We start from the raw sequence: 20,986 nt of genomic DNA on the forward strand, positions 1-20,986 counted from the left end.
AAACGACGTTGCCGAGACTATTCCTTCAAGTTTCGAAGTCAACAGTTGGAGACTATCCTGTTGTAAGACAAAAGGCTCAGAAATCTCCTTCAAGAGGTGAAGCTGGGCACGGGGTCAGCCGAGACGCTGGCTGATCACCTTCGAGACGCCGTCACCCTGCATGGAGACGCCGTACAGCGCGTCCGCCACCTCCATGGTCCGCTTCTGGTGGGTGATCACGATCAGTTGCGAGCTCTCCTTCAGCTCCCGCATGATCCCGATGAGCCGCTGCAGGTTGGTGTCGTCCAGTGCCGCCTCCACCTCGTCCATCACGTAGAACGGGCTGGGCCGCGCTTTGAAGATCGACACCAGCATGGCCACCGCGGTCAGCGAACGCTCGCCGCCGGAGAGCAGCGAGAGCCGTTTGACCTTCTTCCCCGGCGGCCTCGCCTCGACGTCCACCCCGGTGCTCAGCATGTCCGACGGATCGGTCAGCACCAGCCGTCCCTCACCCCCCGGGAAGAGGCGCGAGAAGACACCCTCGAACTCCCGCGCGGTGTCGTGGAAGGCCTCCGTGAAGACCTGGCGTACCCGCTCGTCGACATCCCTCACCACTTGGAGCAGATCGGTCCGGGTTTTCCTCAGGTCCTCCAACTGCTCGCTCAGGAACTGGTGCCGCTCCTCCAGCGCCGCGAACTCCTCCAGCGCCAGCGGGTTCACCTTGCCCAGCTTCTGATGGGCGCGCTCCGCCGCCCGCAGCCGCTTCTCCTGCTCCGCCCGAACGAAGGGCGCCGGCTGGTTGCGCGGGTGGGCCGGGTCCTGGGGCAGTTCCTCGCCCTCCTCCGGCGGCGACGGGGGCACCGGCTGGTCGGGCCCGTACTCGCCGATCAGCCCGGCCGGCTCCACTCCCATCTCCTCCAGGGCCTTCGCCTCCAACTGCTGGACCCGCATCCGCTTCTCGGCGCCGAGCACCTCGCCGCGGTGCACCGAGTCGGTGAGCTTGTCCCACTCCCTCTTGAGCTCCCGGCCCCGGTCCCGCTCCGCGGCGAGTTCGCCCTCCCGCTCGCCCTTCGCCCGTTCCGCTGCCGAGCGCTCGGCCTCCGCCCGCACCAGCGAGGCCTCGACGTGGGCGAGCAACTGCCTACTGCCGGACGCGACGGCGCCGGCGACCTCGGCCTCGTTCCGGAGCCGTGCCCGGCGGCGCTGCGCCCGGGCCCGCGCCTCGCGCTCCGCCCGGGACGCCCGGTCCAGGCCGTCCGCCCGCCCGGCGAGGGCCTTCACCCGCTCCTCGTGCGTACGGACCTGGAGCCGGGCCTCCATCTCCGTCTGCCGGGCGTGGGCGCCGTCGGCGCAGAGCCGGTCGCGCTCCGAGGTGTCCGGTTCCTCGTCCTCGCCCGCGGCCTCCTCCACCACGGCCAGTTGCCCGGCCAGCTCCGCCGCCTGCCGGGTCGCCTCCTCCCATGCCTCCTCAGCCTTGACGACCGCCATTCCGCTGCGTTCCGCCTCCTCGGCGGCGGCCCGCGCCTGCCCTCCGAGCCGCCCGAGCCGCCCCGCGAACGCGGACCGCTCCCGGTCGGCTGCGGTGCGCCGCTCCGCCAGCGCCTCGACGGCCTCCACAGCCTCCCGGCGGCCCGCCCCGACCCGTTCGTTCCTCGCGGCAAGCTTCGCGCAGCGCCGCACCAGCGCCGCCAACTCGGACGCCGCCCGGTCCACCGCGGCCTGCGTCTCCAGCATGCTGGGCGCCCCGGCCGAGCCACCCTGGGCGAAGTGCGCCCCGAGCAGGTCGCCCTCGGCCGTGACGGCCGTCAGCTCGGGCCGTCGGGCCACCAGCTCCGCGGCTTCCGCGAGCGTGTCCACGACCACCATGCCGCGGACCAACCGGCGTACGGACGGCAGAAGTTCGGCCGGCCCCCGGACGATGTCCGCCACCGTACGCAGGCCGTCGCCGCTCGGCGGAGGACCCGCCGCGGGTCCGTGGGGCGTCTTTGCCGCCGGTGGAGGGCAGCCGATCAGCAGGGCGGCCCGTCCCGCGTCGTCCTCGCGCAGCAGGCGCAGCGCCTGCGCCGCGCCGTCCGGCCCGGAGACCACGACCGCGTCGGCGGCGGCCCCCAGGGCCGCGGCCACCGGCACCTCGCTGCCCGGCGCCACGGTCAGCAGCTCGGCGGCGGGGCCGAGCAGCCCGGTCAACCGCTCCCCCGCCGCGAGCAGGGCGCCGGTACCGTCCTTGCGACGCAGTCCCAGCGCGAGCACCTCGTGCCGGGCGTGCACAGCGGCCCGCTCCCGCTCGGCCCCGGCCAACCCGTCACGGGCCGCGTTCAGCTCCTCCTCCGCGCGGGCCGCCGCCGCCCTCGCCTCCTCGTACTCCTCACCGAGGAGGGAGTCCTCCGCGGCAAGGCCCCCGACCTCGGCGTCGAGTTGGGCGTGCTCCTGCCCGGCCGCCTCGGCCCGGCGGCGTGCGTCGTCCCGGGCGGCGACCAGGCGGTCGATCTCGGCGTGCGCCGACCTGGCCCGGCCGCGTGCGGCGGCGACCCGCCCGCCGAGCCGGCCGAGCTGCTCGCGCCGGTCCGCGAGGGCCCGAGCGGCGTCCTTGAGGCGCCGCTCCTCGTCCGCCAGCCGCTGTTCCAGCTCGGAGCGGTGCTCGACGGTGTCCTCCAGCGCGCGGCTCGCCGCCTCCAGTGCCGTGGTCAGTTCCGCCTCCTGCTCGCGCACCCGGGCGGCCTCGCGCCCCAGTTCGTCCGGGTCGCGGCCGAACCGCTCCTCGGCGGGCTCGGCCCCGGCGCTGCGGACCCGGGCGTCGGCCAGGCCGATGGTGCCGCGGACCCGCTCCGCGAGCTGGGAGAGCTCGTACCAGGTCTGCTGGACGCGCTGGAGCCGCGGCGTGAGGGTGCGCACCTGCTGCTCCAGCTCTGCCTCGCGCTCCGATGCGGCCCGGAGTGCCGCGTCCGCGGCCTCCCTGCGCGCCTTCAGCTCCGCCTCGTCGGCGATCTCCGCGTGCAGGGCCGCCCTGACGGACACCAACTCGTCGGCGAGCAGCCGCAGCCGCGCGTCCCGCAGGTCGGCCTGGATGACGGCCGCCCGGCGGGCCACGGCGGCCTGGCGGCCCAGGGGCTTGAGTTGCCGGCGGAGCTCCTCGGTGAGGTCCTGCACCCGCGCCAGGTTCGCCTGCATCGCCTCCAGCTTCCGCAGCGCCTTCTCCTTGCGCTTGCGGTGCTTGAGGACACCGGCGGCCTCCTCGATGAACGCACGCCGTCCCATCGGGTCGGCATGCAGCACGGAGTCCAACTGCCCCTGACCCACGATGACGTGCATTTCCCGGCCGATGCCCGAGTCGGAGAGGAGTTCCTGGAGGTCGAGCAGCCGGCAGGTGTCCCCGTTGATCTGGTACTCGCTGCCGCCGTTGCGGAACATGATCCGGGTCAGGGTGACCTCGGCGTACTCGATCGGCAGCGCGCCGTCGGAGTTGTCAATCGTCAGCGACACCTCGGCGCGACCCAGCGGAGGGCGGCCGGTGGTGCCGGCGAAGATGACGTCCTCCATCTTCCCACCGCGCAGCGACTTCGCCCCCTGCTCGCCCATGACCCAGGAGAGCGCGTCCACGACGTTCGACTTACCGGAGCCGTTCGGCCCGACCACGCAGGTGATTCCGGGCTCGAAGCGCAGCGTGGTGGCGGAGGCGAAGGACTTGAATCCGCGCAGGGTCAGACTCTTGAGGTGCACGGCTGGGGACTTTACCGGGGCAGCACGGTTTCGCGGCTCAAGGGGCCGGGCACATCAGACGGTAACGACACGGAAGCCGCTCGATTCACCGCACCGATCCACTCGTCCACTCACCGCCGCTCAGGGATGATCGGTGGCTGCGCGCAAGGAAATGACGGAGGGACGCCGGAGCGTCCCTCGCAGTGCTGCCAGCGGTGGGCGCTGTGCCTCACCTCCGGGATACGGACCCCCGGTCAGGTGAGCGCGGGCTCGCCCTTGGACACGTCGAAGCCGTCGAGCAGCGAGTCGCCGTGACGTGCGGCAGCCGACAGTGCGTCGTTCTCGGCCTGCATCCGGACGAGCTCGGATTCCAGGTCTTCGACACGCTGCTGAAGCCGTCGCATCTCGGAGAGGACTCGGGGGTCGGAGCCGCCGACGTAACCGAGAAGCGCCTTTGCCATGATGGATGGTCCTCCACAATGAGTGACCGACCGTGATGTGGTGGGTCGGGGAGACGTGAGCACCCGTGACGCCCGTCCTGGCACTGGGTTCACCGGGCCAAACAGTCAAGGTGCGCGGGGCTTCCAGCGTCTCACCAAAACTTTTGGCGGTCAACACGATCACACCCCGTGCACGCGGGCGGCCGAGGCTCGGACGGCGATGGAAGCCGGAGCGGCGGCCCGCAGGTGCGGGGAGATCACTTGACTCGGCAGCCTTGCACGCCGCGCGGCGAATGGCAACCGGTTTCAGAGATCCGTTGAATCACCTGATGGCGAAGGTCCGGTAGCCGCCGCGCGGCTCTCCCCATATCTCGGTCACGCCGTCGACCCGTCCGGGCGTGTCGCCGGCCCGCAGCCAGCCGAGGAGCTCCACGCAGCCGGCCTCCGGTCCCTCCGCGACCACCTGCACCCGCCCGTCGTCGAGATTGACGGCGAATCCCACGAGACTCCCGATCCGCAGGGCGTTGGCACGGGTGAACCACCGGAAACCCACCCCCTGCACCCGACCGCGCACCCAGGCGGTCATGCGTACATGATCAATTGCCGCGGAGCCCTCGTTCATGTGACGCACGCTATCCGGGTATTTCTCGCCACCCGACTACCGCCCCCCGCACGATGGCGTAATGTCGCCCGCCAGTGGGTGTCATCCGAACGAGTGACACCCCCTGCCGCGTTGAGCACATCTGAGCATTCGCCGATATGTGAGGACAGCACCGGATGGGTCGCCACCGACGAGCTAACCCCGTTCCCGCCGCCGGCGCTCCCGATCTTCGGGACTCCCGCGACGGACGCCACCGGGGGCATCGCAAGCGGGGCGTCGCGCCCGTGAGGACCGGACTGCTCGGCGCCTCGGCCGCCATGGCGGTGGGGGCCGTGGCAGTCGCCTCAGGGTTGGTGCCCAGTCCGGGCAACGGCTACACCTTCGGCGGCGGTGACGACGGGGCCACGTCCGTCGAGGCGGGCGGCACGCCCGAGTTCGGCGCCCAGGGAAGCTCCGGCGGTCCGGAGGACCGGGACGACAGCGCGGTCGGCCGCGACGGGGACCGGAGCGGCGATCCCCCGGCCTCCGAGCCCTCGCAGAAGCCCGCCGGGTCGGAGGAGGACTCCGCATCCGAGGACCCCGGCGGCGAGGAGTCGGCTGAGGCCCCCGAGGAGCGGACGGACCCGTCCGAGGAGACGTCCGAGGACCCGTCCGAGGAGACGTCCGAGGCGCCCCGGAAGCCGTCCGACTCGGCCGAACCCTCGACCGCCGACCCGAGCCCCTCGCGGACGGCACCCGGCAGCGAGGGCACGACTCCCGTGGAGAAGCCCTCCGGGACCCCCGACAGCCAGTCCGCCGCCGAGGCGGAGGTACTGAAGCTGGTCAACCAGGAGCGGGCCAAGGCCGGCTGCCAGCCGGTGAAGGCGGACAGCCGCCTCGCAGGGCTCGCCGAGTCCTTCAGCGAGGACATGGCCGTGCGCGACTTCTTCTCGCACACCGACCCCGACGGGAACAGCCCCTGGGACCGGGCCGACGACGCCGGAATCTCCAACCTCGGCGGCGAGAACATAGCCAGGGGCCAGGCCAACGCGCAGTCCGTGATGGACGCCTGGATGAACAGCCCCGGCCACCGGGCGAACATCCTCAACTGCGACTACAAGACCCTCGGGGTCGGCGCCCACTTCGCGCCCGGCGGCCCCTGGTGGACCCAGAACTTCGGCTTTTGAGATAACCGCAGGTCAGAGAACGAGTCTACGTCAGGGGCCGGACCGACGCTGGAGACACCGTCCACGGCGGCCCGCGTTCGCGCCTCACTGCTCGGCATCAGGTGTGTGTACGTTGTGACAGTGGTGGATGAAGCCTTGGTGCCGACTCTCGGCAATCTTGCCTGGGCCCCGCATGCCGCCGTCGAACGAGTCGAGATCTTGGACCGGTTCCACGGTGTACCAACTCTGGGCTTGCTGGAGACGCCGGAAGCGAACCACATCTCCTGGCGAGCCCTGGGCTACGTCCCAGAGCGGTTCTCGGTGTGGATTTACGCACCTACCGATGAGCACGAGGCGGACCACCTCGACGACTGCGAGCCTCTGGATCTTCTCCAGGGCCCTCTGTTCGAGGCCCGCAAGGACCGGTACGTGACAGTAGGAGCGGCAGAGAACAACCGCCTCTTCTTCGAGCGTGAGTTGCTGATCCCAGCTGGCGTGACCACGCGACCCTTCGCGATGAACTGCTGAAGTTCCTGCTGGAGGCCTTTCTGATCGCCCTCGCACAGGACTTGCCCCCGGGACGCCGCGAGATCGTCAACCGGGCATCCCAAGTAGTGCGAGAACTCACGACGGCCAGTTGTGACTGACCACTGCTCATGTCACCGGGCGGCCGTTACGGTGCCGCTGATGTCGTCCAGCATCGGCGGCTCGGACTTCCGCGGCGGTGACCAGCACAGCCGCGACACCTACGCTGGTGTCGTGTCTGCGCCGTGCGAGCGCGCTCAACGGCGTCCAACGCCAAGACCCACCGCCAGCTGAGTCGCGTGTCGCAGCAGCATGGATCGAACAAGGCGCCCCAGATCAGAGCCCCGGCTCAGCACTGCCTCGGCTCCTGAGGAGGCGGGCCGGTTCGCGTCCGGTGCGGGCGGGGCACGGCGCCGGACGCCTCCGGGCCGGCCGCCGGTCAGCGCGGGCGGGGCGGAGCCTGGCAGCGCGGGCAGAAGTAGCTCGAACGGTTCATCCACGGGCGGCGGCGCATCGGCGTGCCGCAGCGCCGGCAGGGCTCGTCCTCGCGTCCGTAGGCGTCGAGCGACCGGTCGAAGTACCCGGACTCCCCGTTGACGTTGACGTAGAGGCTGTCGAAGCTGGTACCGCCGACGTCCAGCGCCGCGGCCATCACCTCGCGCACGTGCCGCAGGAGTTCGACCGTACGCGGCCGGGTCAGCCCGGCGGTGGGACGCTCGTAGTGCAGCCGGGAGCGCCAGAGCGCCTCGTCCGCGTAGATGTTCCCGACCCCGCTGATCAGCGACTGGTCGAGCAGCGCCCGCTTGATCGTGGTGCGCCGCCGGCGCAGCGCGAGGTGGAAGGCCTCGTCGTCGAACGCGGAGTCGAGCGGATCGCGGGCGATGTGCGCGATCGCCTGCGGCAGCCCCTCGCCGGTCAGCGGATGCAGCGAGAGCCCGCCGAAGGTGCGCTGGTCGACGAAGCGCAGCTCGCCGGCGTGTGGGTCGTCGAAGGTGAACCGGACCCGGAGGTGCTTCTCGGCCGGGGTCCCGGTCGGCTGGACCAGCAACTGGCCGCTCATCCCGAGGTGGGCCAGGACCGCGGTGTCCTCGCCGAGAGGCAGCCACAGGTACTTGCCGCGCCGGCGCACCCCGGCGATACGGCGGCCGACCAGCCGGGTGGCGAAGTCGGCGGGGCCGGCGAGGTGCCGCCGGGTGGCACGCGGGTGCAGCACGGCGGCATCGGCGACGGTCCGGCCGCTGACCCAGCGCTCCAGACCGCGGCGGACGACCTCCACCTCGGGCAGTTCGGGCAACGCTCTCCTCGGCCCTTCCGGTACGAAGGCGACGCCGCCCCGGCGGGAGGGCGTACGGTCCTCCCGCCGGGGCGTGCGGTCGCAGCGGTTCAGCGTCCGGCGTCGGCCGGTGCCTCCTCGGTTGCGGGGGAGCCCGCCTTTTCGGCGGGCGCCGCAGCCGGCGCCTCGGCGTCCGAGGCGCTGCCGGCAGGTGCCCCGTCCCCGTCCGACGCGGGGTCGACGGCCTTCGCGTCGGCGGCGGCGCGGATCTCCCGCCAGGCGGACTCCGCCGCCTGCTGCTCGGCTTCCTTCTTGCTGCGGCCGGTGCCGGTGACGTACGTGACACCACCGACGCGGGCAGCAGCCGTGAAGGTCTTCTCGTGGTCCGGGCCCTCCTCGGTGACGAGGTACTCGGGGACACCGAGGCCCTCGGCCGCCGTCAGCTCCTGGAGGCTCGTCTTCCAGTCCAGGCCGGCGCCGAGGCTGGAGGACTTCTCGATCAGCGGATCGAAGAGCCGGTGGATCAGCTCATCGGCCGCGCCAAGGCCCTGGTCGAGGTAGACCGCGCCGATGACCGCTTCCAGGGTGTCGGCGAGGATCGACGCCTTGTTCCGGCCGCCGGTCCCCTCCTCTCCCCTGCCGAGCCTGATGAACGAACCGAGTTCGAGCCCGCGCGCCACCTCGGCGAGGGCCCGCGAGTTGACCACGGCCGCGCGCAGCTTGGCCAGTTGCCCCTCGGGCAGTTCGGGGTGGGTCTGGTAGAGGGTGTCGGTGACCACCAGGCCGAGCACGGAGTCCCCGAGGAACTCCAGCCGCTCGTTGGTGGGCAGCCCGCCGTTCTCGTACGCGTACGAGCGGTGTGTCAGCGCACGCACCAGAAGGGCGGACTCGAGCTTGTACTCGAGCCGCCCTTCCAGCAGCGTGTACGACGAGGCTGCGTCCACCAGGTCCGCCGGGGCCTTCTGGGGCGTGTTGGCGTCTGACATGGAGCCTGTCACCCGCCGATCAGACCTCGAGGACCTGACGCCCGTTGTAGGTGCCGCAGATCGGGCACGCGATGTGCTGCATCTTCGGCTCCTGGCAGCTCTCGCACTTCACCAGGGTCGGGACCGCAGCCTTCCACTGCGACCGGCGGTGGCGCGTGTTGCTGCGCGACATCTTCCGCTTCGGAACAGCCACGGCTACTTCTCCTGCTTCTCGTCGGCACCCGGTGCGGCGCCGTTCACGTTGTCGTTCTCGCCGTCCCGGATGGTTTCGGCGAGGCCCTGCAGTGCCGCCCAACGGATGTCGACGGCGTCGTCGTGCTGGTGGTCCGGGTCGTCCGCGAGCCGGGCACCGCACACGGAGCACAGCCCCGGACAGTCCTCCCGGCAGACGGGCTTCATCGGCAGTGTGAGCACCACCGCGTCCCTCAGCACAGGTTCGAGGTCGAACAGGTCGCCCTCAAGGAGGAAGGCGTCCTCCTCTTCCTCGGCGTCGTCGCCGGGTTCCGACTGGCGGCTCCGGTCGTCGGCGTCGTGGTAGGAGAACAGCTCCCGGAAATCCGCTTCGCACCTCTGCTCAAGCGGCTCCAGACACCTTACGCACTCCCCCGTCAGCGGCGCACGGACGGTGCCGGTGACGAGCACACCCTCCATGACCGCTTCCAGCCGGAGCTCGACCTCCATCGGCGCCCCCCTGGGCACCCCGATGACCTCGATCGCGAGATCCCCCGGAGCGTCCACCGTGCGGGAGACCCGCTGCATCGCGCCGGGACGCCGCCCCAGCTCACGCGTGTCGAACACGAGTGGGGCGCGGTGGTCGAGGGGGGCTTTCAGGGTGTCCTGCCTTCTACGTTCCGTTCGGCGGCCGGCACGGGGTGCGGGCAGCCTGCTTGCTCGGACGCAGAGCGTCCGAACAATCAGGGTACTGGACGGGTCGCCGTCGACCCAATCGGCCCCGCAGGCGGTCAGCGTCCCTGCTCGTACTGACGCAGCTGGTCGAGGTCGATCATGCTGGTGTCGAAGAGGCTGGTCTCGTCCAGCTCGGCCTGCTGCTGCCCCGGCGCGTGCTGCGGGTGGCCAGGTCCGCCGTAGGCGGGCGGGGCGTCCTGCTGCCCTCCGTACGGCTGCTGTCCCTGCTGCTCCGGGTAGCCGCCGGGGGCCCAGTGAGGCGCGGCGTAGGGGTCGGCCGCGTTCAGGTCCGCCGCGTAGGCGTCCGCCGCGTAGGGGTCGGACTGCTGCGGGTAGCCGTACGGGCTCTGGCCCTGCTGCGGGTAGGCCCCGGGGAGCTGCTGCGGGTAGCCCTCCGGGCCGGGCTGCGGGTAGCCGTCGGCGCCGCCCTGCTGCGGGTAGCCGTAGCCGCCCTCGTACGCCTGCGGGTAGCCGCCCTGCGGGGGCGGTGCCTGGTCGTACATCCCGGATGCCGGCGATCCGTCCGGCTGCGCCGCCGCGGGGACCGGCCCGTCCGGAGCGGACGGAGGGCCGGCGTACTGCTGCGGGGCGGCGGCTCCGGCGCCGTACTGCCCCGTACCGTACCCGTCCTGCGGGTCCGGATCGGTCGCTGCCAGCCCGGCGAGGTAGTCGGAGTCGCTGGTCTGTGGACGGTTGCGGCCGTCGGGGTCGCCGTCCTGGGCGGCCATATGCGCGGCCAGTTCGTCGATCGGCCGGTGGCCGGTGAGTTTCTGGCGTCCGCGGCCGACGGCCTGGAGGGTCTTGGCGAGGACCGCCTCGAAGGCGCGGAACTGGGTCTCGACGTAGGCGTCGGCCCGCTCGCGCAGCTCGGCCGGGTCGGCCGAGCGCTCGGGGGCCTCCGCGCCCTCCCCGTCGAACTCGTCGGAGCCGCGACCGAGCAGCTTCTCCCGGCCGCGGTCCACCGAGCCGATGGTCTTGCTCAGCACCACTTCGAAGTTGGCCAGCTTGCTGTCGACGTAGTCGTCGGCCTCGGCCCGGATCTCCGCGGCCTCACGACGCGCCTCCCCGAGGATGCGCTCGGACTCGTCCTGGGAGCGGCGGGCGATCTCGGTGCCCGACACCAGCGAGCCGCGCTCCTGCTGGGCGGCCTGGATGATCCGCTGCGCCTCCTGCTGCGCCTCCGCGACCATCTGCTCACGGCCGCCGAGGAGTTCCTGGGCCTGGGCCAGAGAGCCCGGCAGCGCCTCCCGCACCTCGCCGAGCATGTCGAGCAGTTCAGCGCGATTCACCACGCAGGAGGCCGACATGGGCATGGAACGGGCGTTCTCGATCGCCGCGACGATGTCGTCGAGTCTCTGCTGTACGTCCACGGAGGCGACTGTACGGCCACCGGCGGCCGGTACGACAGCCGATGCCGAACGTCAGGGGCGGGCCAGCCGCCGGGTGAGGGCGCCGAGCACGGCCGGGGGCACGAGGTGGGAGACGTCGCCACCCCAGGTGGCGACCTCCTTGACCAGGCTGGAGGAGAGGAAGCTGTACGTCGGGTTGGTCGGTACGAACAGGGTCTCGACTCCGGAGAGACCGATGTTCATCTGGGCCATCTGCAGCTCGTAGTCGAAGTCGCTCACCGCGCGCAGGCCCTTCACGATGGCCGGGATGTCGCGCTGCTTGCAGAAGTCCACCAGCAGCCCGTGGAAGGCCTCGACCTCCACGTTGCCGTACTCCGCGGTGACCGACGAGATCAGCTCGATGCGCTCGTCGACGGTGAACAGGCCCTGCTTGCTCTTGTTGATCATCACCGCGACGTGCACCACGTCGTACAGCTTCGAGGCACGGGCGATGATGTCGAGATGCCCGTTGGTGATGGGGTCGAAGGACCCCGGACAGACGACTCGGCGCACTGCTTCCTCACTCCCGGAGCTGGTCGTGACACGTCCGTCCATGGCACGTGTTCTCATGGCACATCGCTGACTTCTGGATCGGCCGCGTGACCGTACCAAAGCGTTCCCTCGCCGTACCGGCGGGAGCGGAGCGCGGCGAAACCGGCCGGCCAGTGGAACTCCCCGCCCCTGGTGCTGCGCTCAACGGTGACCAGCGCTTCCCCGGAGAGCCAGCCCTGGGCACGGAGTGTGAGCAGGATCTCCCGCAGTTCGGCGTCGGCGACGGCGTACGGCGGATCGAGGAAGGCGACATCGAACGGGCGGTCGGGGGCCGGTCCGCGCACGGCCTGCTCGGCCCGGCCGCCGCGCACCTCCGCGCCTGGCAGGCCCAGCGCCCGGGCGTTCTCCTTCACCACGCGCAGCGCGCGGGTGTCCGCCTCCACGAGCAGGACGTGCGCGGCGCCACGGGAGAGGGCCTCCAGCCCGACGGCGCCCGAGCCCGCGTAGAGGTCCAGCAACCGCAGTCCCTGCCAGCCGCCCAGCCGGGCCTCCCAGCTGGAGAACAGCCCTTCCCGGGCCCGGTCCGAGGTGGGCCGGGTCCCCTGGCCCGGGGGAACGGCCAGACGTCGTCCGCCGGCGCTGCCGGCGATCACGCGGGTCATCGAAGTGGCGCCCTTCACTCGGGGAACGGCGATCGCTCCTGGTCACCGCTCCCCCACGATAGGCCGCCGGCCGCCTGGTGCGCCCGGCGGACGCGGACCGGGCGACGGACACGGACCGGGCGGCGGCCGCCGGCTCACCGGCGGCGTCCGGGAGCGCGCCCGGACAGCCGGCCCGGTGCACGGGCGGCCCGTGGGTCAGCCCTTGTCGAGGTACCGCTCCCGCTCGGCGTCCAGGAGGGCGTCCAGCGCAGTGCGCAGCTCGGCGTGGTCCGCCAGTTCGGGGTCGGCGGCCACCACCGCGCCGGCCTCCTTCCTGGCCTGCTCGATGATGTCCTCGTCCTCGATGACGGTCAGCATCCGCAGGCTGGTGCGGACCCCGGACTGCGCCTGTCCCAGCACGTCGCCCTCGCGGCGCTGCTCCAGGTCGAGGCGGGAGAGCTCGAAACCGTCGGTGGTCCGGGCGACGGCCTCCAGCCGCGCCCGGGCCGCGGCCGCCTCCGGCATCTCGGTGACCAGCAGGCACAGGCCGGCGGCGGCCCCCCGTCCGACCCGGCCGCGGAGCTGGTGCAGCTGGGAGACACCGAACCGGTCGGCGTCCATGATGGTCATGACGGTCGCGTTGGGGACGTTGACGCCGACCTCGATGACGGTGGTGGCGACGAGGACGTCCACCTCACCGGCGGCGAAGCGCCGCATCACGTCGTCCTTCGCCTCCGGCGGCATCCGGCCGTGGAGCGGCTCCACCCGCAGTCCGGCCAGCGGCCCGGACGCGAGGTGCTCAGCGGTGTCCAGCACGGCGAGCGGTGGCCGCCGCTCGCCGTCCCCCGGTGGGTCCTCTCCCGGCTCCCCCGGGTCGTCGGGGGCCTGCGCGGAAGCGACGGCGCCGCTCTTCCCGGCGGGCGGCTCGTCGTCTCCGATCCGGGGGCAGACCACGTACGCCTGGTGGCCGTTGCCCACCTCCTCCCGGACCCGTTCCCAGGCGCGGGCCAGGAAGTGCGGCTTGTCCGCCGCCGGCACCACGTGGCTGGCGAGCGGCGAGCGGCCCGCCGGAAGCTGGGCGAGCACCGAGGTCTCCAGGTCACCGAAGACGGTCATGGCGACCGTGCGGGGAATCGGGGTGGCCGTCATCACCAGCAGGTGCGGCGGCTGCTTGCCCTTGGCCCGCAGCGCGTCGCGCTGCTCGACGCCGAAGCGGTGCTGCTCGTCGACCACGACCAGCCCGAGGTCGTGGAACTGCACCTTGTCCTCGATCAGGGCGTGCGTCCCGATGACGATCCCGGCCTCCCCGGTGGCGAGGTCCAGCAGGGCCCGCCTGCGGGCCGCCGCGCCCATCGAGCCGGTCAGCAGGACGACCTTGGTGCCGGCCTCCGCGCCGCCGAGCATCCCGCCCTCGGCGAGTTCGCCCATCATCTCGACCACCGAGCGGTGGTGCTGCTGGGCCAGTACCTCCGTGGGCGCGAGCATGGCGGACTGGCCACCGGAGTCGACCACCGCGAGCATGGCCCGCAGCGCCACCATCGTCTTGCCCGAGCCGACCTCGCCCTGGAGCAGCCGGTGCATCGGGTGTGCGGTGCCCAGGTCGTCGAAGATCTCACGGCTGACCTGCTGCTGGCCCTCGGTGAGGGTGAACGGCAGCTCGGCGTCGAAGGCGTCGAGGATGCCGCCCGTCCGGGCTGCCCGCGGCACCGCGGGCAGCAGGGTGTCGGCGTACCGGCGTCTCGCCAGCGCCACCTGCAGGACGAAGGCCTCGTCCCACTTGAGCCGGTCCCGGGCCGCGGCCACGTCCGCCCGGTTGCGCGGACGGTGGACGCGACGCAGGGCGTCGGCGAGCGGGACGAGGCCGCGCTCCGCGCGGAGCCCGGCGGGGAGTGGGTCGACGAGCCCCGCCCAGCCGACGGCCTCCATCGAGTTCAGCACGGTGTCGAGGGCCTGCTCGATCTTCCACGAGGAGAGCTGCTTGCAGGCCGGGTACAACGGCAGCAGCTCGCCGGCGAACCGCTCCGCCTCGCCGCGGCCGGTGTCCTCGTCGAGGAGCTTGTACTCCGGGTGTGCGAGCTGGAGCTTGCGGTTGAACATGCCGACCTTGCCGGCGAACATGCCGCGGCCGCCGGGCAGCAACTGCTTCTCGTGTGCGTAGGCGCCGCGTCCGAAGAAGACCAGCTGGAGGCGGCCGCTGCCGTCGGTGAGGTTCACCTCCAGCCGCGTGCCGCTGCCCCGGTTGAACTTCAGCATCCGGGCGTCGGCGACCCGGGCGACGACCGTGACGTGCTCGTCCAGCGGGAGGTCGGCCAGCCGGGTCAGCTCGCCGCGCTCGGCGTACCGGCGCGGGTAGTGGTGCAGCAGGTCGCCGACCGTACGCAGGCCGAGGTGCTCGGCCATCACCTTCGCGGTGCTGCCGCCGACGACGTTCTTCAGGGGCTCAGCGAGTGCGGACACGGTCCCATCCTGGCGCACCCCGCCGACAGCCGGCGCCCGACACGTCCTGCGACCCGCTCGGGCGGCCGGGCGTCACTCGACGCCGATGAGCAGCGGAGCAGGCTGCCGGCCCTCGTGGACCAGTGCGTCCACGCCGAGATGCCGCCGCCGCACCCGCTCCTGGAGCCGCGCGACGAGGCCGTCCGGCACGGCGGTGCCGGGCACCAGCGTGACGAGTTCCCCTCCCGCGGCGAGCATCCGGTCCAGCAGCTGCTCCGCGACCGCGGCGGGGTCACGGCCGATCAGGCAGACGTCGCCGTCGATCAGACCGAGGACGTCACCCGCCTGGCAGACGCCGGCCGTCGTCCAGGACTCCGCCTCGGCCACCGCCAGTTCCCCGTAGCGGGTGGCCCCGGCGGCGGAGGTCATGGCGATCACGTCCTCGTCGAACCGGCGGTCCGGGGCGTGGACGGCCAGCGCGGCGAGACTCTGCACCGGGGAGCGGGTGGGGACGATCGCGACCCGGATGCCCTCGGCCCTGACCTGCTCGGCGGCGGCCGCGGCGGTGTGCCGCAACTCCTCCGCGCCGGGCAGCAGCACCGCCTCGCGGACGTGGGCCCGGCGGACCGCGTCGACGAGTTCCCCGCTGCCGGGGGGCTCCTCCGGGTGGACGGTCACGACGGTGGCGCCGGCCTCGACGCAGAGCCCGGCCAGCCCGTCGCCGGGCATGAGCACGAGCACCGCCCGGCCGGCCGGCGCCGGGGCGGCCGTGCGGTCTGCCAGGTGGGTGATCCGGATTCGGTGCGGACGGCCCGCCTCAATCCCCGCCTCGACCGCGGCACCGGGGTCGTCGACGTGCACGTGGACGTTCCACAGTCCGTCCCCGCCGACCACCACCAGGGAGTCGCCGAGCGGGTCGAGCGCCTCGCGCAGCACCGCCACGGCCCGGTCGGCGGCCTCCAGCAGGTAGATCACCTCGTAGCCGGGCCCCCCGGCAGGGCTCGCGACGTCCTTCGGCGCGAAGGCGTCCGCGGCGCCGGGGCCGTCCGCGGACGGTGCGCCGCCCCAGGGCTCCGCACGGGCGTCGGAGGGTACCCGGACGCGGCCCTGGACACCGGCGGCACGCTCGGCGAGCGGCCCCATCGGGTGTTCGCCGGTGAGCGCGCCGAGCAGGGCGTCGAGGACGGTGACGAGCCCGTAGCCCCCGGCGTCCACCACCCCGGCCTCGGCCAGCACCTCCAGCCGTTCCGGGGTGCGGGCCAGGGCGGTACGGGCGGCGGTGCAGGCGGCACGGGCCGCCGCCGCGTCGTCGGCCCCCGCCGTGCCGGCCGCCGCCTCGGCGGCGGCGCTCGCCACCGTCAGGATGGTGCCCTCGACCGGGTGCGCGACGGCGATCCACGCCGACCGGGCCGCTCCGTCGAGTGCCTGCCGCAGGTCGCCGCCCTCCGCGGTGGCCTCGGCCATGCCGCGCAGCAGTTGGGCGAGGATGGTGCCGGAGTTCCCGTGCGCACCGAGCAGGGCACCGTGCGCCATCGCCCGCAGCGCCTCGGCGGGTGTGGGGCTCCCGGCGCACGCCGCCTCCACCGCGTACCCGGCGGCCTCCAGCGTCAGGTACAGGTTGGTGCCGGTGTCGGAGTCGGCCACCGGGTAGACGTTGAGCGCGTCGATGGTCTCGCGGGCCCTGCCCACGGAGTCCAGCGCCCGGGCGCACCAGGCGCGCACCACCGCGGCGTCGAGCGTGTGCGGCACGGTGGGCCCTCCTTGAGCAGCAGCGATGCCCGAAGAGTAGTCGCGGTGCGCCAGGAGGCCCGCGGTGGCCGGAGAGCCCGCGGGATCACCGCGTCCTTGGACGGGCTGATTTCAGGGTTGGCAACCAGTCGTTGTATGCTTCTGCGGTTGCCTGACTCAAGTCGGGCCTTCCACCCCCGGCACCGCCGGTCGTTCTCCGAGTCCCTGTTTCGTGAGTCCGATCCAACGAAGCCGGGGATTCACTGTAAGCGCATCTGAAGTCTTTGGAGTGACCCGTGGCTGCCAACTGCGATGTCTGCGGCAAGGGGCCGGGCTTCGGCAACAGCATTTCCCACTCGCACCGCCGCACCCCGCGTCGCTGGAACCCGAACATCCAGCGCGTGCGTGCCGTGGTCGGTCGGACGCCGAAGCGCCTCAACGTCTGCACCTCGTGCATCAAGGCCGGCAAGGTCTCGCGCTGAAGCGATAGCCGCAGCGCAGCCCCGCCGGTTGCCGGAGCACCGGCCCGCCCCCAGGGGGCGGGCCGGTTTTCCGTGCGCTCACGCGGCGGGCCGGACCCCGGGTCCGGTCCGCCGGTCAGTCCCTTCCCGGCTGCTCCGTCGGGGTGTCGCGCAGGCGCCAGCCGTGGTCGACCGGTCCGATGCCCGCGCCCAGCGCGAACCCGGCGGCGATGGCTCCGGTGACGTAGTCCTTGGCTGCCCGGACGGCCTCCGCGACCGGGTCGCCGAGGGCGAGCCGGGCGGCGACGGCCGCCGCGAGGGTGCAGCCGGTGCCGTGGGTGTGCCGGTTGGAGTGCCGCGGCGCGCGCAGCCAGTGCTCCTCGTCCCCGTCGGTGAGCAGGTCGGTGGCCTCGCCCGGCAGGTGCCCGCCCTTGACGAGCGCCCACCGGGGCCCGTGGGACAGCACGGCCGCCGCCGCGGGCCGCATATCGGCCTCGGACGCCACGCGGACGCCGGTGAGCTGCGCCACCTCGTCAAGGTTGGGGGTGGCGACGGTGGCCGTCGGCAGGAGCAGGCCCCGTACGGCGTCCAACGCGTCGGGGGACAGCAGGGCATCGCCGTGCTTGGAGACCCCGACAGGGTCGACCACCACCGGCACCCGGAGGTCCGCGAGGAGGGCGGCCACCGTCTCCACGAGTTCGGCCGAGGCCAGCATGCCGGTCTTCACGGCCTGGAGTCCGATGTCGTCGGCGACGCTGCGGAACTGGACGCGCACCGCCTCGGCGGGCAGCGGCCAGGCACCCTGCACCCCGAGGGAGTTCTGCGCGGTGACCGCGGTGAGCACGCTCATCCCGTGCGTGCCGAGTGCCAGCATGGTTTTCAGGTCGGCCTGGATGCCGGCCCCGCCACCCGAGTCGGATCCGGCGACGGTGAGTACCCGGGGTGGTGTCCGCATGGAGGCAGCCTACGAGGCGACGGGGGCCGCGGAGGCCGGGGTGCGCCGCGAGGACCCGTCCGCGTCGGCGCCGGCGCGGCGCCCCCGGGTGGGGCGCGGTCAGCCAGCGCCGGGTCGCGGTCAGCCGCCGAAGTGGTCCCAACCGCCGGAGCGGTCCCATCCCGCTCCGTTCACCGTCACCCGCGGCAGCGCCGAGGGGTGCAGCACCTCGCCGACGACCCGCCAGCGGGCGGGGAGTTTGCGCTCCGCGGGGAACGTCGCCACCAGGGCGTGGTCCTCGCCGCCGGTGAGCACCCAGTGCAGCGGGTCGACGCCCACGGCCTGCCCGATGTCGTTCATCTGCGCGGGGATGTCGAAGGCGGCCGAGCGCACGTCGATACGGACCTTGCTCGCCTCCGCGATGTGCCCGAGGTCGGCGATCAACCCGTCGCTGACGTCGGTCAGCGAGGTGGCGCCGAGATCGGACGCGGCCGGGCCGGCGTGGTACGGGGGCTCCGGCCGCCGGTGCGCCTCCACGAAGGCACGCGGCGAGCGGAACCCGCGGGCGAGGACGGCGTGCCCCGCGGCGGACCAGCCCAGCCAGCCGGTTACCGCCACCAGGTTGCCGGGGCGCGCTCCGGAACGGGTGACCGGTTCGCGTCCGTGCAGGTCACCCAGCGCCGTGATGGAGATCATGATGGTGTCGCCCCGCACCACGTCGCCGCCCACCACCGCGGCGCCCGCCACCTGGCACTCGTCGCGGAGGCCGTCCATCAGCTCGGCCGGCCAGGTGGCCGGGAGCTCTGCGGGGACCACCAGGCCCAGCAGCAGTGCGGTGGGTTCGGCCGCCATCGCCGCGATGTCGGCGAGGTTCTGCGCGGCGGCCTTCCGGCCGACGTCGTAGGCGGTCGACCAGTCCCGGCGGAAGTGGCGGCCTTCCAGGAGGATGTCGGTGCTCGCCACCACCCGGCGGTCCGGGGCGCTGACCACCGCCGCGTCGTCTCCTGGTCCCAGCCGGACGGACGGGGTCGCGGTGATGCGCGAGGTCAGCTCGCGGATCAGCCCGAACTCGCCGAGTTCGCCGACCGTTCCAGGGTTCCGGGGGTGCTCCCCGGCGGAACTCAGCATCGGTTCTTCCCTTCACATGTGCACAACTGGGGATCGATCCGCCGCGCTCGGCGGTGACGCAGGACTCGCCGCTGGTGGTGGCGGCGCGGTACCGTGGCGTCCCTTCTCTCCACATGATCCTCGAAGCCGCCCTGGAGGTTCCGTGGTACAGGCGTACATCCTGATCCAGACCGAGGTCGGCAAGGCCTCGACCGTGGCCGACCTGATCGGTGATCTCCCCGGCGTGCTCCGGGCCGAGGACGTCACCGGCCCCTACGACGTGATCGTCCGCGCGCAGGCCGACACGGTGGACGCCCTCGGCCGCCTGGTGGTCGCGAGAGTCCAGCAAGTGGAGGGCATCACGCGCACCCTGACCTGCCCGGTCGTGCACCTGTAAGCCCCCCGTATGCTCGACCGGTGAGCTTCCCGCCCCGCCGGACCGTCCACCTGCTCTGTGCCGCCGCGCTGGCCCCCGCGGCCGGGTGCGGTACGGCGGCCCCTCCCGGCCCGGCCGTGCCCGAGCCCCCGGGACCGGCCGCGGCGGACTGCCGCACCCTCCACCCCCTGCTGCCCGAGGAGATCGAGGGCAACGGGAGGGAGGAGCGGGAGCCGGTCTCCGAGTACACCGCCGCGTGGGGAGACCCCCCGATGGAACTGCGCTGCGGCGTCCCGCGCCCGGAGGTGCTCACACCCGGGAGTGAACACTACAACCCCACCGCCGACGCGGTGGAAGTCAACGGAGTGGAGTGGCTCCTGGAGGAGCTTCCGGACGGCTACCGGTTCACCACCACCGGACGCACCGCCTTCGTCGAGATGACGGTCCCGGACCGGTACGCCCCGGAGGTCGGCCCGCTGACCGACCTCGCCGGGCCGGTCCGCGAGGCGGTCCCGGAGCAGGACCCCTGAGGGGCGCCCGCTCCCCCGGGCCCGCGGTCGGAACCGTCGCGACGCCCGGGGAGTCGGCATGTGCGGGACGGGGTCAGCGCAGGCCGGCGGGGCGGTGCAGTGCCGCCTGGAGCAGACGGTCCACGAGCTCCGGGTAGTCGACACCGGACTCCTGCCACATCTGCGGGAACATCGAGATCGGGGTGAAGCCCGGCATGGTGTTGATCTCGTTGATCACGAACTCGCCGTCGTCCTGCAGGAAGAAGTCGGTCCGGACCAGCCCCTCGCAGGAGACCGCTTCGAAGGCCTCCACGGCCAGCCGCCGGACCCGCTCGGTCTGCTCCTCGGTGAGCGGCGCCGGCACCAGCCCGGCGGCCGAGTCGATGTACTTCGCCTCGAAGTCGTAGAAGTCATGGCTGGTGACGGGGGTGATCTCGGCCGGCGCGCTGGCCCGCGGCCCGTCTCCGAACTCCAGCACCCCGCACTCGATCTCCCGGCCGCTCAGCAGCGACTCCACGAGGATCTTGGGGTCGTGCCGACGGGCCTCCTCGACCGCCTCGTCGAGGCCGGTGAGGTCCTCGACCCTGGTGATCCCCATCGAGGAGCCGCCGCGGGCGGGTTTCACGAACAGCGGCCAGCCGTGCTTCCCGGCGAACTCCACCACCCGCTTCCGCGCCGCGTCCGGGTGGCGCTGCCACTCTCGTGGCCGGATCACCTCGTACGGGCCGACCGGCAGTCCGAAAGAGCTGAGGACCCGCTTCATGTACTCCTTGTCCATGCCGACCGCGGAGGCCAGCACACCGGAGCCGACGTACGGCACGCCGGAGAGCTCCAGAAGCCCCTGGAGCGTGCCGTCCTCGCCGTACGGGCCGTGCAGTACCGGAAAGACCACGTCGACCTCTCCGAGCGCCCGCGCGACCGCGCCCGCGCGGGCGTGCAGCACCTCGCGGCCCGCGTGGTCGAGCGGGAGCAGCACCCCTCCGGCGTCGCCCTCCCGCAGTGCCTCGACGCTCGGCAACTGCCGGTCCGCGATGACCATGCGGTCCGGGTCGTCGGCCGTCAGCACCCAGCTGCCCTCGGAGGTGATGCCGATCGGCATCACCTCGTACTTGCTGCGGTCGATGGCGCGCAGGACGGCGCCGGCCGTGACCACCGAGATGGCGTGCTCGCTGCTGCGGCCGCCGAAGACGACGGCCACGCGCGGCTTGGGCTGCGGGCTGGAGGAGGAAGGCGTGCTCATCGCGCAGAGATTACCGCCTGCCGACCGCCGCACGGGAGCTGCGGCGCGCCCGCGCGGCAGAGCGTCACCACCGGTGCCCGCTCCGGTACCCGGAGCCATCCGGAACCCCCGGAAACCGGCCGG

20 protein-coding genes are annotated in these 20,986 nt (G+C 72.8%); 5 read left to right on the plus strand and 15 right to left on the minus strand.

All coding sequences use genetic code 11. The annotated features are described in order from the left end of the window. Positions 1–114: 114 nt before the first annotated feature. The 3 genes from smc to H300_RS0102550 form a co-directional block, all read right to left on the minus strand. A complete protein-coding gene (gene smc / locus H300_RS0102540; RefSeq protein WP_028426163.1) occupies positions 115–3,696 on the minus strand; it encodes a chromosome segregation protein SMC in 3,582 nt (1,193 codons plus the stop codon). Between the two features lie 233 nt (positions 3,697–3,929). Continuing rightward, positions 3,930–4,136, minus strand: coding sequence for a hypothetical protein (locus tag H300_RS0102545; RefSeq protein ID WP_028426164.1), 207 nt, complete (start codon positions 4,134–4,136; stop codon positions 3,930–3,932). A 301-nt stretch (positions 4,137–4,437) separates the two neighbouring features. Next, complete coding sequence (locus H300_RS0102550) at positions 4,438–4,701, minus strand: acylphosphatase (RefSeq protein ID WP_199779117.1); 264 nt, start codon at positions 4,699–4,701, stop codon at positions 4,438–4,440. A 191-nt stretch (positions 4,702–4,892) separates the two neighbouring features. Between H300_RS0102550 and H300_RS0102555 the strand changes: the two genes are divergently transcribed. Next, positions 4,893–5,882, plus strand: coding sequence for a CAP domain-containing protein (locus H300_RS0102555; RefSeq protein ID WP_028426166.1), 990 nt, complete (start codon positions 4,893–4,895; stop codon positions 5,880–5,882). 120 nt (positions 5,883–6,002) lie between these two features. Then, positions 6,003–6,389 carry a hypothetical protein gene (locus H300_RS0102560; protein ID WP_158678308.1) on the plus strand — a complete coding sequence of 129 codons (387 nt, stop codon included), beginning with the start codon at positions 6,003–6,005 and terminating at the stop codon, positions 6,387–6,389. Positions 6,390–6,825: 436 nt separating this feature from the next. Here the strand turns inward: H300_RS0102560 and mutM are convergent, their stop codons facing one another. From mutM to H300_RS0102605, 9 genes are all read right to left on the minus strand, one after another. Beyond that, positions 6,826–7,680 carry a bifunctional DNA-formamidopyrimidine glycosylase/DNA-(apurinic or apyrimidinic site) lyase gene (mutM, locus tag H300_RS0102565; protein WP_028426168.1) on the minus strand — a complete coding sequence of 285 codons (855 nt, stop codon included), beginning with the start codon at positions 7,678–7,680 and terminating at the stop codon, positions 6,826–6,828. A gap of 89 nt (positions 7,681–7,769) precedes the next feature. After that, the gene (rnc, locus tag H300_RS0102570) at positions 7,770–8,645 is read right to left on the minus strand and encodes a ribonuclease III (RefSeq protein ID WP_028426169.1); all 876 of its coding nucleotides are present in this window, start codon (positions 8,643–8,645) and stop codon (positions 7,770–7,772) included. Positions 8,646–8,664: 19 nt separating this feature from the next. Next, positions 8,665–8,838, minus strand: a complete 174-nt coding sequence (rpmF, locus tag H300_RS0102575) for a 50S ribosomal protein L32 (RefSeq protein ID WP_028426170.1) — start codon at positions 8,836–8,838, stop codon at positions 8,665–8,667. A gap of 2 nt (positions 8,839–8,840) precedes the next feature. After that, entirely contained in the window at positions 8,841–9,476 is a 636-nt protein-coding gene (locus H300_RS0102580; RefSeq protein ID WP_028426171.1) for a DUF177 domain-containing protein, read from the minus strand. Between the two features lie 131 nt (positions 9,477–9,607). After that, a complete protein-coding gene (locus tag H300_RS0102585) occupies positions 9,608–10,921 on the minus strand; it encodes a hypothetical protein (protein ID WP_028426172.1) in 1,314 nt (437 codons plus the stop codon). 51 nt (positions 10,922–10,972) lie between these two features. Beyond that, a complete protein-coding gene (gene coaD, locus H300_RS0102590) occupies positions 10,973–11,452 on the minus strand; it encodes a pantetheine-phosphate adenylyltransferase (RefSeq protein WP_028426173.1) in 480 nt (159 codons plus the stop codon). A gap of 53 nt (positions 11,453–11,505) precedes the next feature. After that, complete coding sequence (gene rsmD, locus H300_RS0102595) at positions 11,506–12,093, minus strand: 16S rRNA (guanine(966)-N(2))-methyltransferase RsmD (protein WP_028426174.1); 588 nt, start codon at positions 12,091–12,093, stop codon at positions 11,506–11,508. A gap of 195 nt (positions 12,094–12,288) precedes the next feature. Continuing rightward, the gene (gene recG, locus H300_RS0102600; protein ID WP_486583539.1) at positions 12,289–14,472 is read right to left on the minus strand and encodes an ATP-dependent DNA helicase RecG; all 2,184 of its coding nucleotides are present in this window, start codon (positions 14,470–14,472) and stop codon (positions 12,289–12,291) included. Between the two features lie 129 nt (positions 14,473–14,601). Continuing rightward, positions 14,602–16,257: a DAK2 domain-containing protein gene (locus H300_RS0102605; RefSeq protein WP_028426176.1), complete on the minus strand. Its 1,656-nt coding sequence runs from the start codon at positions 16,255–16,257 to the stop codon at positions 14,602–14,604. A 275-nt stretch (positions 16,258–16,532) separates the two neighbouring features. On the opposite strand from H300_RS0102605, the gene rpmB reads away from it, so the two are divergent. Further along, complete coding sequence (rpmB, locus tag H300_RS0102610; RefSeq protein WP_028426177.1) at positions 16,533–16,718, plus strand: 50S ribosomal protein L28; 186 nt, start codon at positions 16,533–16,535, stop codon at positions 16,716–16,718. Between the two features lie 115 nt (positions 16,719–16,833). Here the strand turns inward: rpmB and thiD are convergent, their stop codons facing one another. Both thiD and H300_RS0102620 read right to left on the minus strand, forming a co-directional pair. Beyond that, positions 16,834–17,652, minus strand: coding sequence for a bifunctional hydroxymethylpyrimidine kinase/phosphomethylpyrimidine kinase (thiD, locus tag H300_RS0102615; RefSeq protein WP_028426178.1), 819 nt, complete (start codon positions 17,650–17,652; stop codon positions 16,834–16,836). 120 nt (positions 17,653–17,772) lie between these two features. Beyond that, on the minus strand, positions 17,773–18,759 hold the full coding sequence (locus tag H300_RS0102620; protein WP_051269363.1) for a thiamine-phosphate kinase: 987 nt from the start codon (positions 18,757–18,759) through the stop codon (positions 17,773–17,775). 142 nt (positions 18,760–18,901) lie between these two features. Between H300_RS0102620 and H300_RS0102625 the strand changes: the two genes are divergently transcribed. Together H300_RS0102625 and H300_RS0102630 are read left to right on the plus strand one after the other, a co-directional pair. Continuing rightward, positions 18,902–19,135: an Lrp/AsnC ligand binding domain-containing protein gene (locus H300_RS0102625; RefSeq protein WP_028426180.1), complete on the plus strand. Its 234-nt coding sequence runs from the start codon at positions 18,902–18,904 to the stop codon at positions 19,133–19,135. Between the two features lie 20 nt (positions 19,136–19,155). Continuing rightward, complete coding sequence (locus H300_RS0102630) at positions 19,156–19,644, plus strand: DUF3515 domain-containing protein (RefSeq protein ID WP_028426181.1); 489 nt, start codon at positions 19,156–19,158, stop codon at positions 19,642–19,644. Between the two features lie 73 nt (positions 19,645–19,717). On the opposite strand, the gene H300_RS0102635 is transcribed toward H300_RS0102630, so the two are convergent. Then, complete coding sequence (locus H300_RS0102635) at positions 19,718–20,863, minus strand: D-alanine--D-alanine ligase family protein (protein ID WP_028426182.1); 1,146 nt, start codon at positions 20,861–20,863, stop codon at positions 19,718–19,720. Positions 20,864–20,986 lie beyond the last annotated feature (123 nt).

The organism is Streptomyces sp. TAA040, from assembly GCF_000424845.1.

Bases quoted from the DNA above. Each gene is read 5' to 3' on its own strand.
- H300_RS0102545 (WP_028426164.1), bottom strand. From the start codon at position 4,136: ATGGCAAAGGCGCTTCTCGGTTACGTCGGCGGCTCCGACCCCCGAGTC.
- thiD (WP_028426178.1), bottom strand. From the start codon at position 17,652: ATGCGGACACCACCCCGGGTACTCACCGTCGCCGGATCCGACTCGGGT.
- H300_RS0102550 (WP_199779117.1), bottom strand. From the start codon at position 4,701: ATGACCGCCTGGGTGCGCGGTCGGGTGCAGGGGGTGGGTTTCCGGTGG.
- H300_RS0102620 (WP_051269363.1), bottom strand. From the start codon at position 18,759: ATGCTGAGTTCCGCCGGGGAGCACCCCCGGAACCCTGGAACGGTCGGC.
- recG (WP_486583539.1), bottom strand. From the start codon at position 14,472: ATGGCCGAGCACCTCGGCCTGCGTACGGTCGGCGACCTGCTGCACCAC.
- rsmD (WP_028426174.1), bottom strand. From the start codon at position 12,093: ATGACCCGCGTGATCGCCGGCAGCGCCGGCGGACGACGTCTGGCCGTT.
- rnc (WP_028426169.1), bottom strand. From the start codon at position 8,645: ATGTCAGACGCCAACACGCCCCAGAAGGCCCCGGCGGACCTGGTGGAC.
- H300_RS0102635 (WP_028426182.1), bottom strand. From the start codon at position 20,863: ATGAGCACGCCTTCCTCCTCCAGCCCGCAGCCCAAGCCGCGCGTGGCC.
- H300_RS0102555 (WP_028426166.1), top strand. From the start codon at position 4,893: ATGGGTCGCCACCGACGAGCTAACCCCGTTCCCGCCGCCGGCGCTCCC.